12 protein-coding genes are annotated in these 13472 nt (G+C 62.8%); 3 read left to right on the forward strand and 9 right to left on the reverse strand.

From position 1 onward, the window contains the following. Window positions 1–10 precede the first annotated feature (10 nt). On the reverse strand, window positions 11–946 hold the full coding sequence (locus tag RND64_RS20505; RefSeq protein ID WP_005179985.1) for a M23 family metallopeptidase: 936 nt from the start codon (window positions 944–946) through the stop codon (window positions 11–13). 269 nt (window positions 947–1215) lie between these two features. On the opposite strand from RND64_RS20505, the gene RND64_RS20510 reads away from it, so the two are divergent. Further along, window positions 1216–1869 (forward strand): DUF305 domain-containing protein, encoded by a 654-nt coding sequence (locus tag RND64_RS20510; protein ID WP_007239616.1) that lies wholly within the window; start codon window positions 1216–1218, stop codon window positions 1867–1869. Between the two features lie 28 nt (window positions 1870–1897). Here the strand turns inward: RND64_RS20510 and RND64_RS20515 are convergent, their stop codons facing one another. Further along, window positions 1898–2848 (reverse strand): M56 family metallopeptidase, encoded by a 951-nt coding sequence (locus tag RND64_RS20515; RefSeq protein WP_005179979.1) that lies wholly within the window; start codon window positions 2846–2848, stop codon window positions 1898–1900. Window positions 2849–3083: 235 nt separating this feature from the next. Here RND64_RS20515 and RND64_RS20520 point away from each other — a divergent pair, with 235 nt between their 5' ends. Together RND64_RS20520 and RND64_RS20525 are read left to right on the forward strand one after the other, a co-directional pair. Continuing rightward, window positions 3084–3401, forward strand: coding sequence for a hypothetical protein (locus tag RND64_RS20520; RefSeq protein ID WP_039994217.1), 318 nt, complete (start codon window positions 3084–3086; stop codon window positions 3399–3401). A gap of 135 nt (window positions 3402–3536) precedes the next feature. Continuing rightward, window positions 3537–4331 carry a F510_1955 family glycosylhydrolase gene (locus tag RND64_RS20525; RefSeq protein WP_005179971.1) on the forward strand — a complete coding sequence of 265 codons (795 nt, stop codon included), beginning with the start codon at window positions 3537–3539 and terminating at the stop codon, window positions 4329–4331. 274 nt (window positions 4332–4605) lie between these two features. Here RND64_RS20525 and RND64_RS20530 read toward each other — a convergent pair whose 3' ends face one another. From RND64_RS20530 to RND64_RS20560, 7 genes are all read right to left on the reverse strand, one after another. Continuing rightward, a complete protein-coding gene (locus tag RND64_RS20530) occupies window positions 4606–4776 on the reverse strand; it encodes a hypothetical protein (protein ID WP_157227924.1) in 171 nt (56 codons plus the stop codon). Next, window positions 4773–5630 carry a DUF6338 family protein gene (locus RND64_RS20535; RefSeq protein WP_005179968.1) on the reverse strand — a complete coding sequence of 286 codons (858 nt, stop codon included), beginning with the start codon at window positions 5628–5630 and terminating at the stop codon, window positions 4773–4775. The genes RND64_RS20530 and RND64_RS20535 overlap by 4 nt, the downstream gene beginning before the upstream one ends. Before the next feature lie 341 nt (window positions 5631–5971). After that, the gene (locus RND64_RS20540; protein WP_005179966.1) at window positions 5972–6469 is read right to left on the reverse strand and encodes a hypothetical protein; all 498 of its coding nucleotides are present in this window, start codon (window positions 6467–6469) and stop codon (window positions 5972–5974) included. A gap of 121 nt (window positions 6470–6590) precedes the next feature. Then, window positions 6591–9419 carry a DNA methyltransferase gene (locus RND64_RS20545; RefSeq protein ID WP_049701056.1) on the reverse strand — a complete coding sequence of 943 codons (2829 nt, stop codon included), beginning with the start codon at window positions 9417–9419 and terminating at the stop codon, window positions 6591–6593. A gap of 1264 nt (window positions 9420–10683) precedes the next feature. Further along, window positions 10684–11828, reverse strand: a protein-coding gene (locus tag RND64_RS20550) for an IS3 family transposase (RefSeq protein ID WP_373279128.1) whose coding sequence is annotated in 2 segments (ribosomal slippage) — window positions 10684–11561 and window positions 11561–11828 — 1146 coding nt in all. Because the reading frame shifts where the segments join, the coding sequence is not laid out codon by codon here. A 65-nt stretch (window positions 11829–11893) separates the two neighbouring features. Continuing rightward, window positions 11894–12229: a hypothetical protein gene (locus RND64_RS20555; protein WP_331436293.1), complete on the reverse strand. Its 336-nt coding sequence runs from the start codon at window positions 12227–12229 to the stop codon at window positions 11894–11896. A gap of 142 nt (window positions 12230–12371) precedes the next feature. Continuing rightward, the gene (locus RND64_RS20560) at window positions 12372–13412 is read right to left on the reverse strand and encodes a hypothetical protein (protein ID WP_235434497.1); all 1041 of its coding nucleotides are present in this window, start codon (window positions 13410–13412) and stop codon (window positions 12372–12374) included. Between the last annotated feature and the right edge of the window lie 60 nt (window positions 13413–13472).

Raw genomic sequence — 13472 nt, forward strand, 5'->3', positions numbered from 1 at the left:
GCCGGGTTCGTCACAGGCGTGGTTCGCCGACCCACTGCGGCACCACCGGCCCCGGCGCGCGGGCGTCTGCATCAGCGGCCATCGCCAGAACCACCCCGCGATCGGCCAGCCACTGTGCCGGATCGACGTTGACTCCCGTCGGGTCGAGAACCTCGAAATGCAGATGCGGGCCGGTCGAGACCCCACGGTTGCCCACTGTGGCGATCGATTGGCCCATCCGTACTCGCGCGCCCTGCTCGAGCAGATTCTCGTCGTTGTGGCCGTAGGTGGTGATCGTGCCGTCATCGTGCCGGATCCGCATCCACAACCCGAACCCCTCGGCAGGTCCGGAGGTGATGACCTCCCCGTCAGCTACCGCGACAATGGGCGCGCCCAGATCATTGCCGATATCAATGCCCTGATGGCCCCGTCCGTCACCGAAGGTGGACGTGATCTCGCCCGCAGTCGGCGCCACCGCACCGCCACTACCGGGCAGCAGCGGTGTCGGCGTTCCGGGTTCCTGCGGCTGGGGGCCATGCGGCTCGTTCGGATCGTGCGGCACGATTGCGGCGATCAGGGTGGCTACCAGCCGAGCCAGCGGTAACGCGTCGATGATCCGGAACCCGTCTATCGGATCAATGAGCGAAAACGTGCCGAAGCACTGCAGTGCGGCTGCACTGCCCGCATCGCCGACGCTGCCCGACTGGGCCTGAGCGCCCAGGCAGGACGCCGTCTGCGTGATCGGCTTCCCCAAATTCGCCGCCGCGGCACCACCCAAAGCGGCCTTCACCGAGTCCTGCACGATCGCGATCAGCTCCCCGGCCACATGTCCATCGGTCGAGGCCGCCGCCGGTGCGGTGGCAATCACAGGCGCAACGCCCACGCACACCGCCGCTGCCACCCCCAGCGCTTTGGGGCCCCACTGCTGCCCCGCCTTGACCCGTAGCGATGTCAACACCATCTGCATGCGGTCGGACCTTTCCCGCGGACGTCGTAGACCCACGCACGAGTGCCATGCGTGTACCCGCGAGATCACACCACAAGTCACTTGTGCCCCACCAGTCACACGCGGCTCCACTACGAAGCGAACTAATCAGGCATTAGCGGCTTTGTTTGCGCAGTTCACCGCCCGTTTTGTGGGTGCCGGGCAGGCGACTAACTACTATCGGTGTTAGTAGAATTGTTATCGAAGCGCCGCCGGGCGGTGGCGAAGTACCACTCTTGAGGAGGAGATCGATGAGAGTCACACGAACGGGTGTCGTCGTTGCTGCCGCGGCGGCTGTTCTGACAGTGGTGGCCGCGTGTTCGGACACCTCGACTGAGGATCATTCCTCGATGTCGGGGATGGGTACCAGCACGGTCAGTACCGAATCGTCAGCGGCGGCCTCTGCCGAACACAACAGCGCGGACATCTCGTTCGCCCAGCAGATGATCCCGCACCACACCCAGGCGATCATGATGAGCGACATCCTGTTGGAGAAGGACAACATCAACCCCCAGGTCGTCAGTCTGGCCCAGCAGATCAAAGACGCTCAGCAGCCTGAGATCGAGCAGATGCAGTCGTGGCTGGAGCAATGGGGAGCCCCACTCGAGGGCCAGGGACACAACATGGACATGGGTACGTCGATGGCGCCGGGTTCCTCCCCGATGCCGTCGATGATGGGCATGATGTCGCCAGAACAGATGCAGCAGCTACGCGACGCGCAAGGAGCCGAGGCGTCGCGCCTGTTCCTGACGCAGATGATCGAACACCATCGCGGCGCCATCGCCATGGCCAAGACCGAGATTCAAGACGGCCAATCGCCCGAGGCGATCGCTCTGGCACGTCAGATCGTCACTGATCAGGAGAGCGAAATTGCGAGGATGCAGCAGCTTCTCAACAACCCCTAGCGGTCGGACCTGCCCGGGTCGGTCTCGGCTACACACACATCGCGATCACCATCGCCGAGACGACACCGGACACCGCTAGCGTGGTCGGCACCGCCACCACACCAGCCACCGCCGCGGCAGCACCCACATGATGACGTCGCGACCGGCACCGGTGACCGGAGTCCAAGCGGCTCAACCGAGGCCCCACCGACGACGAATCGCTGATCGACAACACACCCACCGGGCCCGCTACAGGTCCCGAACGGGCCAACGTTCCCAACGCCGAGCATACCGCCCGCGCACCCACCAGCTGGGCCGCGCGGGCATCGGCGGCTTGCTCGACCAAGCCGGCGACCTCACGGCCCGCGCGGCTGAACAACGGAATCAGCGGGAACGCACGCCCGAGAGCGCGGGCCGCCAACACCACGGTGTGATGACGTTGCCGCCGGTGTGCGCGCTCATGAGCAACGACGGCATCGAGTTCCTCACCGGACAACGCCGCCTGCAACCCGGTCGTGGCGGCAATGCCGGCATCCTTGCCCGGCAGACAAAACGCCATCGGCCGCCCGTCGGCGAGCCACCACACATCGGGATAGCGCTCACTGCGGGCGCCCACCAACCGCAACGACTGAAGATACTCCTCACGAGCACCACGCATCCGCACCGCCGATCGCACCGCGATCGTCACCGCTCGGACAATCGCTGCCACGGTCACCACCGCCAGCACGCCACCAGAGATCGCTTCCACCCGCGGGGATGCGCCGTGTGACAACACCCGCAGACACGACACCACCTCAGACAACGAATGGATGCCGAAATGACCGGGAACCGCCAGCGTCACAACAGCTCCCACCCACAACAACGCAAACACGACCTGCGCGGCCGGCCAGGCCACCAACACCCAACGAGCATCGATACGGCCCTGCACCCGGACCATCCATCGAGGCCACAGCCAGCCCAGCACACCTGCGGCAACAACTAACACCACCGCTGCACTCATGGATGCTCACCCATCGTTCGCCTCGATCCTCGACGCCCGCCGTCGTGCTCGCTGAGACCCACGCTCAATACACCTTCCCGGCGGTCCGCCACCTGCACCACCAGCCAGTATGCCCCAGGGGCTCGGCCGTGACGCCGCAACTCCAGCACCCACCGCGCCGCCAATTACTAGGCTTTATAGTAGTTAGATGACGCGGGTTGACCCAGCCTGCGCGTACTAGTTCGAGGGATGCGCTGTGACCGAGAACCCGAGGGGGACGCACTCGCCCCCGGACGACCACCGTCGTCAGTATCTGCATGCCATGCGCGACGTCTACCGGGCACCCACGCCATACTCGGCCCACCAGTTCTTCCACCGCGCCCATCACCTCAGCGTCACCTCGAACCGACGCCGCCACCTCGCCGCACACATCGGTCTCGTCCGCCACCTCGCTGCGATCGGCGACCTCGCCGGGGCGCGTCACCACCTCGGTACCGTCCTTGCCTCCCTCGTCCTCCAAAGACATTGCGGCCAACAACCTTCGCAGGCTTCCATCCCCATCCAGAAGTCGTGACCACGACCACGACGCCCCAGAGGGCCAGGGTGGCTCTCTACCGACCCTCTATCCCGGTCTCGCCGCCACACCGAGCACACCATCCAGCGCCGCCACCACCGAACACGGCCCTATCCACACGAAAGTCCTAGCCGCTTGCCTGCCTCGAGCCTGTCCATCCGCACTGTTGCGGTCGTAGTCATCGCCACGCTGACTGTGCTGACCGGTTGTGCCACCCAGGAACAACCCACATCTCTACCACCGCCGGCAATCTCAGCAGAGACAGCCACAACACTGACCCCAGAACTCGACCACCTCCACGCCCTGCACATCCGCGCCGGCGGCACCATCCTGGCCGGAACTCACACCGGCGTAGTCGCTCTCACCGCTGACGGAACCACCAGCCGGGTCGGCGCCTCCGACGACGACTTCATGGGACTGACCGGGGTACCCGGCTCTGACCGGCTCTTCGCCTCCGGCCATCCCAGCCCGCGGAGCTCGGCACCCAACCCGCTGGGACTCGTCGCCAGCGAAGATGGCGGGCAGACATGGACACCGAGATCGGTGGCCGGCCAAATCGACTTCCACGCGCTCGCCACCAACGGACAACTACTCGTAGGCTTCGACGGAATCAACCGCCTGCTCGTATCGACCGACGACGGGACAAGCTGGACCACCGGCGCGTCCCTGGCCGCAGCAGCACTCACGATCACCGACCACGGCGTCTGGGCGACCACCCCCGCAGGGCTGCAACACAGCACCGACGACGCCCAGACCTTCACAATCGTCCCCGATGCGCCGGCCCTAGCCCTCCTGGCGGCCGCACCCGATGGCACGCTCTGGGGCATTGACACCGCCAACACCGTCTGGCGCAGCCCAGACGGCACACACTGGGAACAACGCAGCACCATCAGCAGGCCACGTTGCGACCTTCAGCAGACGAACCAATGAACAGCCTTGGAAGAGTCACAACGAACTAGGGTACCGGCCTGACCGACGGAGGCGACTCGCTTTGGCTACTTCTTTGGCCGCTTTGGCTGCGCGACCCCTCCACCACCCGACGGCGGCTTCACAGGTCGCTGGGCTGAGGGACCTTGTGGACGCGGCACTCGGCCGCCTTTCCGTTCGAAGTCTCCCTCGCCAGGCTTCCTCGATGCACCTGAGGCTCGTGCGATCGGGCGATAGCCACCGCCGGTCAAGGATTCGGGCTCGCGGGACTGATCGTTCACTTCGACGCGTTCTTCCTGGTAGAGGACTTCGTTGCGACCCCTGCGCTGCCAGGCGGTGGCTTACGGCTTGTCGCTGTCTTGGTGCTGAACTCCCCGCCCGGGCGGTAACCGCCAGAGCGCGGCGCGATCCAACCGTTGCGGCGTCGCGAGTTCTGTTCCGTCGTCATCGTTGCCTCCTTCTCTCTAGTATCCGCGACACCCGCGTTCTGTGCACGAAGATAGCAACGCCAACGCTGGCAGCGATGATCCACCAATCCCTCCAGCTGGATCGCTCCGCACCCTCTTCGTCGGCGTCCGTGTCTTCCCCCTCAGCCGGCGGCGTAACATGCAGAAGCTTCGCATCGCTGCATGGAATCCAGATGCCTGTCGGTCCGGGAAGCTCGCGCACAAACACCCCGTCGTTATCGAGCTGCCATGCACGATCAACGTAGAGGTCTCGCGGCTCTGGATAGCTCGTGAAATACGACCCTCTGTCGGCTTGCCCGCCCAGCCAGGTGTCGTCGGGCAGGAGCACTCGGACAAAGCTGCCAACAGGAATATCCTGCGTTGCGAAGTCCCACGCAGTTGGGATTGGCGAATAGTCAGTGTCGCGACTAAATAGCGCTCGGCCCCAAGACAGTTCGTTATCGTCGGGTTCGGCCGTCGTGCGAACAGTTTCCCAAAACGTCATCGAGTCGGCGCTGCTGAAGTACCGCTTACGCGTCAAGTAGGCAGCAGATACATGCCCGGCCACGGCTGGGATGAAGAACACCAGACCTCCGACAATCAGGCCGACAGCCCACACATCGTCGTACCGCTGCTGAGGGTCTGATTCCAGGAAGCGATCGGCCAGAAAGTCACCTAGCGCGATCGCATAGACGACCAGGAAGATGACGGAGGTCACCAGCGCTCGGAGTAGTCGGATCGAGAGGTCTTGGTCTTCCAGGGAAGGTCCCACGCGGTGTCTCTTGACACCTTGATAGACGAACCCGGGGATGAGCACGATGATCAGGGTCAGTGCTTGCTGCCATCCGCTCACCATGTTGTGCGCTCCGAGAGTAGTAGTTGAGGATGTGGGACGCTCCGGGAAACCGTGTCACGGAAGGAGGCTTGTGGACAATCCCCCGCCCACTACGCCTTCGAGAGGGCTCAGGGTTGGCAAGGACAGCTCTCGGCGGAAGCCTAGACCAGGCGAGACAGGCTGTGCCGCAACATCCTCGCGAGCATGAGTCCTCACTCAACCAGCCGTGCGGGTGCCTACGATTGGGTTCGCGGTCGGGCCCGCGCACCCGCACGGCACGTAGCCGCGCAGCAACGCAAACCGTCGCTGCACCTGGCCATTGAAAGACAGGGGCCGGGTTCACGAACCCGACCCCATCTGGTCTAACCGCGAATCACAACCTCAATGGCTCCGACATCTACTCCGTAGGTTTCCGCGAGCCCGGCCTTTGCCTCCTGGATGGTGAGTCCACGTGGCGCGGGTGCCTCCGACGAGAGAACTGTCTTGGTTTGCGGTCCCGGCAGCCACTCCAGCCCATCGAGATCGATCCCGAGATCATCGAGGTCCATATAGCGGACAGGGTTGCGGTGCCCACCCCAGACCTCGGGTTCGCTGATCGCAGCGTACTCGCCGAATTCGATCCGCCAGCGGTCGTCCGCTGGGGCGATTCGGGAGATCTTTCCTAGAAGAAAGGCGCTCCCGTGCGGTTCGGTCGCGTCTGCGTAGGCTTCCGGGTTGTAAGCGTTCTGGGTGCACACCACATAGGTGCACTTTCGTGCACGTGCAGGGTCGAGCTTCCACACTCCGGAACCGCCCTCTGCGAGAATCGAGTCGAGGCTCTTGGCGGTGAAGACGACGATGGCGTTCTCTGTGCTCGACATGCCCCCAATCAAAATACTTTGATCATACTTTGTCAATAGTTGCGGCCTACTTTGTGGCAGCGTTTCCCTCGCGAGGCAGCGCTCGGAGTGGACCCACCGGCGGCGCAGTAGCCTCTGGCACTCAGGTGTTGGGTGGAGTGAGTCGGTAGCTGGTTGTGTACGTTCCTGGACGGCCCTGTCCGCCAGGGAGTGTGGCCACTTCGGGGTCGTTGGCGGCCGCCAGGTTTAGCGCAAGGAGTTGGGCTAGGAGGTCCTCGTCGGGGTTGAATCCGTAGGCACGGACGACGGCGGCGTCGAGTTCCTCGTGCAGCGTGCGCAGGACCGAGCGCCCTGGGCGACGAAGTGAGTCGTATTGGTCGCCGAGTGTAATTCCCTCGGCGAGTCGGTCGGCGCGGTATCCGATGATCCGTCCCATGACGGTGGCCACCCGTGCGACGTCGATCTCGTTGGGGTGGGCGGGCCACGGGAAGGAATCCCAGACAGTAGTCGAGGTGTAGCGAGGTCGGGCTTCGAGTCGTGAACATCGTTCATCAAGCCAGGCCCGGTGTAGTCCGGACGAGATCACACCGAGTGAGTAGTCGTCGTCGAGAGCGATCACCGTCATGGAGTCATCGGGATAGATGGCGGGGTCAATGAAGTGGAACACCGAGAGACGCTTCTCGGACGCCACCCGCGAGGTACCGATGTAGCGGCTCAGCGAGGTGATGGCAGTCAGCATGTCTGCACGGCGGTAGGCGTGTTGCCACCATCGACTCAGGAAATTCTGCTTATGCCGGTTGAGTCTGGCCGAAGGATTGCGTTCAAGAATCGCGGCGTTGTGACGGGCCTCGCGTTCTGCCGCCTCAGTACGTTTCGGCAGTATCGTTTGCTCAAGTCTTTCGACTGCTTTTGGCGCCTGCCTGCGGACAATCAGCGCATCATCATGAGGCAAGTCAATCACGTAGTGGGTGGGCGTTACCGAGTGCAGCAGGGTATCGCCTCCGATGACCGGGTGGATGAATTGAGCTGAGCGGGGGTCCTTAGCGATCAGGGCGGCGTGCTCGGCGGCGTCGAGTCGGAATGCGTCGACCGCTCCGGTGGTCTGCCCTTGGAAGATGCGCTTGGGTTGTCTATTGCCTGCCAGGGCGAAGGCGCGCCGCACATCGGTGGTGGGTCGCAGTGTCGGAGCTATCGTGTCGACGGGCAGTCGCAGGTCTCCATTGTCGAGCCAGAGGGTCTTTTTCTCGGGTTCGTGGTCCTTTCCCTTGATCCAGTTGATGATCGATACATGCACGGCCGCGTCTCCCGACCACGGTTTTGACGAGACGGCGTCGAAGATTGTGCCGTCGTGTTCGGTGATGTAATCCAAAGATGCTCGGCGGGAGTGGTTGTCTCGGATAGCTTGTGTGGCCACGAAGCCGGCGCGGCCGCCATCGGGCAGCGCTCGGTGGGCGAGGGGAAACCAGTAGGTGACGAAGTCTGACACACCTGGTCCTGGGTACTTTTCGTCGAGGCGGGCGACGTAGTCGGCGCCGAGATCCCTCGTCATCTTGCGGCGTCCGTTGTAGGGCGGGTTGCCGATGATCACGTTGGCTTTCGGCCAGGGCGTGAACAGGGCGTCGCCCCAGGTGATCACCGCGTCGAGATTGTCGAGTGGTAGTGCGGAGTCGGCGCTTTCGTCGAGCTCGTCGGCGGAGAGTTTCTTGGCCATCATCATGGTTACTTTGGCGACTTCGACGGCAAACTGATTATTGTCGAGACCGAGGAAGTGGTCGGGGGTGACGTAGGTCAGGGCGTATTGAGCCTTGTCTTTGGTTTTACGGCGTTGATCGATCCGCGTGAGAACTTCGGCTTCTAACCGCCGCATTTCCCTGTAGGCGACGTAGAGGAAATTTCCCGAACCACATGCAGGGTCGAGGACCCGAAAGCGACCCATATCAAATCGGATCTGTTCGAGCTCGGCGATGGATCGTGCCGCGTCGATTCGTTCCATCCAGGGATCTACGATGCATGGCGTCACCACGTGGGCGATATCAGCCTGCGAGGTGAAGTGCGCCCCGTAGGCATGGCGCTCCCCTTTCTCCATCGATGTCTCGAACAAGGTGCCGAAGATCTCGGGGCGGACCTCGGCCCAGTTCGTGAGCGCAGCGGACCGCATGGCAGCGAGTTCGCTGTCGGTCATCTCGATCGGTGTGACGGTTTCAAAGAGTCCGCCGTTGAAATACGGTGTCCCGATGAACATTCCGCCACCGGTACGCCCTGGGCTGTTCATCTCACGAAAGAGTGATCCCAGCAGATCGTATGCGTCGCGGCCTGTTGCAGCGTCCTGCAAAGTACGGGTGAAGAACTTTTCGGGGAGCAACCCGATATCTTCGGAGAACATCGCGACCACCGATTGCAGCGCGAAATGTTGTGCGTCGGTGCGTGGAACTCCCCGGTCTTTCATCGATCGGAACACCCCCGACACTTTGGCTGCGGCCTCTCGAGTGACCTCGACGAGGTCATTGAGAAAGATCGGTTTCTCGGGTTCGGGCAGTAGAAATGCCAGCGCTTCGCGGCGTTGCGGGAGGTCATCGAGCCGGACAGCGTCGATAGGTGCTTCCATCTGCTGGTCGAAGTCGTAGACCCAGAACTCGTCGAAGTTGCATAGCACCACATAGCGGGGTCGGCTAGGCACAGCTTCCATCCAATACCGGAATGCCTGCCGGAAGTGTTGCGACAGGTCGGTGCCGGCCTTCTTCATCTCGATGATGCAGCGCGGTTTCCAGATCAGGTCGGCGAACGAGGTGCCGCGTTCACCGACCTTGCGGATGCGGCCCTCAAGGGTTGCCCCGGCCTCACGTACACCGCCGTGCCCGAACGCTTGAAATAGGCGATCAAGAAAGACCTGGGCTTCGCCCTTCTCGTCTCCGATCAGGTGGGCGTGACGGTAGGTTACGAACGCTGCGAGAGCTTCCCTGTGCGATAACACACTTTCAGACCTTAGAGTTCGGGCTCGATCGCCTTGCCGCTGCACCCCACCTTCCACACCGACTTGGTCGAACCGCCGGTATTCCTCGGTGAGCGGGTGGCGTCCAGGTGCCACGTATGGCGGACCAGATAGTCGACGTCGACGCCGTTGAGAGCTCGGATCGTCCAGCAACTGCCCGACCGCGAAACCGCCGACCTCGTCCTTCCATGTATCCGCGCCGATAATCATCAGTTACGTCGACCCGGCCTATGGATGAACCTTCAATCCCTCGCGGCCTCGACCAGGTCCAGGATCAGCTATCTGTCACTAGTCTCACCGACGTGCTATCCACCTGATTGCGCATCCGATGACAGCATCCGAACACGGCAGCAAGTGCTGCCTCACCGTATGGCGTCAGTTACGGGATTCAGCCCCAAGGACCGTAGTTCTCGGCACGTAGGCTTTCCAGTGATTGTTACACTAGGTCGACACCTCACGCGCGAGCGTTATCAGGTTCTTTTCGCCATAGAGCCAGACGTCTCCGCCCGGTATAGCGTCTCGGGTCAGTCCAGTTGCTGCGGCAACGATGTGCCTCGCGAGGCTAGTCGGAGTCCAAGACCGGTCAGACTCTTCGTCGTCTGCAAGCCAGCGGAGTGGCTTATCCCTGTGACGCGTCCATGTCGCGTGTCCTCGCTCTGGACGTTCCCCGATCCACTGCTCTACTTCAGCCACTAGATCCAGCGCAATGGCGCCGCGCAAATTCAAATCAACGGTTGCTCCCTCTGGGATAGCGTGGTGGTCGTACAGGAGATAAGTCGACCGGGAAGAACGCTGTCGTTGCGCAATACGGGTAGCCGCTGACTCAATGCTTGCGACTCCAGGCGTAAGAACTCGAGTAGACGGGTCGTCTGGCGGGTACTGCCGTCTAAACACGACGCACGGCGCCGAGGGTTGATCCCCTCTTGTGTCATAGAACAGATTCACGGTGTGCATCTCGATAGCCAACGTCGGTGCGATATCTGACAACCACGCAACGGTCGTTAACGTCTGAGCGGCATATTTCGCGGCGATAAGAACTACCCTCGGCAGTTTGAGTATCTCGTCGTTCCAGTCATCGGTGACGTGCTGTTGTAGACGCTGTAATGCCTCTTCGTTCGAGCACGACTCCCCGACCGTCGCCATGTACTCGGCGTGGGCCTCCGCCAATGCTTGCTTGTCGAAACCCGCTGGCAGGTCCCCGATAACCGGTCCAGGCAGTTCTAGAGCCAGTTCCTTGTTGTGATCGTCAGTCGATCTCGCAGCCCACGGGGTGATGTTGGTGGGTGCATCCGGCAGCGTACTCGGCCGGCGTTTGGTAGCCCAGCGCTGAGTGCCGGTGTCGGTGGTTGTGGTCGTCTTTGAAGTCGTCGATGACCACGCGGGCCTCGATCAGTGTGGGCCAGCAGTTGCGGTTCAAACACTCGTCGCGCAACCGGTTGTTGAACGACTCGATGAACCCGTTGTTCCACGGTGTGCCGGGCGGAATGTAGGAGATCCCGACCGACCCTGCACAGAACGCCTGCAGGGCTTCTGAGATGAACTCAGGGCCGTTGTCCATGCGCAGCACCATCGGCGGGCCACCCCAGATCGCGAACGTCTTCTCCAACTCCTCGATCAACCGCTCAGCCGGAATCGAGCGGTCCACGATGTTCAGCAACGACATCCGGGTGTGTTCGTCAACCATGGACGCGATCTTGATCTTCTTCCCATCCACGGTGGAATCGAACTGAAAGTCCAATGCCCACACCACTTTCGGTGCGTCCGCGACAACGACCGGGACCGATGACTGGCCGGCGCGTTTGCGGCGCCGAGCGCGCCGCACTTGCAGGCCCTCTTCTTTCCACAACCGATGCACTTTCTTCTTGTTGATCTCGATGCCGTCGTCGAAGCGCAGGTGTGCCCACGCGCGCCGGAACCCGTGCCGGGGGTTCTTGCGGGCATACGTGCGTAGCTGCTCGCGCAGTGCGGCGTCGGGGTCGGCCGGGGTGTGCGCTTGCGGCAGCCGTCGATAGGCGGAACGGGAAAGCCCAACTACCTTGCACGCCATGCGTTCTGACATGTTCTTGACGTCCTTGAGCATGTCGATGGCGGCGCGTTTGGCGGTCGGGCTCAGAATTTTCCCTTGGCGATCTCCCGCAGCGCGTCTTTCTCGAGCTCGGCATCGGCGAGCAGCCGCTTGAGTCGGCTGTTCTGCTCGCGCAGCTCTTTGAGTTCCTTCGCGGCGTCGCCGTCCATACCGCCGTACTGGCGGCGCCAGTTGTACAACGTGGCCGCCGACACCTCGAGATCGGCAGCGATCTCCTCGCCGGTCTTGCCTTCCGCGGCCAACTCATCGGCCCGGCGCAATTTGCGCACGATGTCCTCCGCCGAGTGACGCTTGCGTCCTGCCATGTTCTTCATCGTCCCTTCTCCGCCCTCATCAGGGCAATCAGGACTCTAAAACAACCCGGACCGGCTCACGGGGGACACGCCACCGCCACGAGCGCAGCATAGGTGATGGCTTGTAGGTGAATTCGAGCGTCATTTCCTCGCTTGAGCTCGACGACAACGAGTTGGCCAGACTTGTCTAACGCGAGGACATCGAGACGTTCCCGTCCTAAGTCCCCCTCGCTCGAGGACCACTTAGAGTACTGTCGCGCGACAATCATCACACCTTCGCCGAGGACTACTGGGTTCTCTACCACCCACTGCTCGAGGTGGGTGGTTTCAAGGAACCCGGAAGCTGCGAAAGATCCGCTGGTGAGCGGCTTCGCTGCCGGCCCATCGACGGCCAGGATGTTGATGTCTGTCACACCGTCATGCTAGACCCGTTGACGAATTGGGAGCCCCGTTTGCATCTGTCGCGGACATCGCCCGTTCAGCGATCTGGCGGATGCCAAATCGCTAACCCGCTGCAGCACCGCGCCATTTCACGTCATCGACGACCGGGGGCTGCTAGTCGGGTGACGGACTGAGGTTGGTGTATGTCGTGGGGTCAGCCCATCGCAGGGTGCTGGGGTCGACGATGTAGTGTTTGCGATCCTCGCCGATGACCAGGTGCCGGGTGCCTGATTCCCACGCTCCGTCGACGTGGTGGGGATGGTATCGCCCCACTACGAGGCGGCCAGGTTGCTGACGACGCGCGGGCGGGAAGTCGCCGAGTGGGTAGTCGCTCAACCGGGCTCGAACGCGGTCTCCACCGCCGGCGCCTTCAGCGACGGGATAGGCAGTGTCGTCGTCGGTCCATTCGTAACCGCATGCAGCGCAGCGGTACTCCAGAGTGTGCCCGGTGATGACGCAGCCGGCGAGCGCGACGCCGGGCCCCGGAGGGCCCGCAGGCATACCCCAGATCACTTCCAGGGTGCGTTCGGCTGAACAAGACGGGCATAACGGCCGCCGCGCGCAGATGAGGTCAGGCAGGCTGGTGGGCAGCGGTCGGTGCAGCTGGCCGTGGCAGTCGGAACACACTGTAACCGGGGCGCCGTCGGCAAATGCGGGGTCCTCGTCGTCCCCGACGTCGCGGTGATGGGATTCGGCGGGCACGGCTGAGGTGAAGTGTCGGCCGCAGCCGAGACAGTCGGTCGGGCCGAACGGCGTGGGGGGTGATTTGTCGGTTGGCTGCCATCGGCACCAGGACTCGTCGACGTCGCGCCATGGGGTGGGGTTAACCTCTTCGGCCTCGATAGCGGCGAGCAAACGCCGGCCGAGGTTGTCGTCGGTAATCGTCGCCGGCGCCTCCGGCAACGTGTCGCCTAGCCGTTTTTCGATAGCCCGCAGCGACAGTCCCGCGTCGAAGGGGCCCCATTCCGAGTCGGGTGGGGCGTTGAGACCATCGTCGTCGTCACCCCTGGACAGGGTGTCGATCTTGATGATCGCTGGGCTGGGGGCGTCGACCACGTACACCATGATGTCGCCGGCGGCGTACGTTGGTGGCGTCCGCCAGACGAGGTCGCCGATATCGGGGTCGTCGTCATCGCCAGGGAAAAACCAATCCACGGCTTGCTGCCACGGCTGTAGTAGACATAACTGGACGCGTGCACTTGTGCCGTCGGCGTT

It is taken from the genome of Gordonia sp. w5E2, from assembly GCF_036540975.1.
Classification (GTDB): domain Bacteria; phylum Actinomycetota; class Actinomycetes; order Mycobacteriales; family Mycobacteriaceae; genus Gordonia; species Gordonia jacobaea.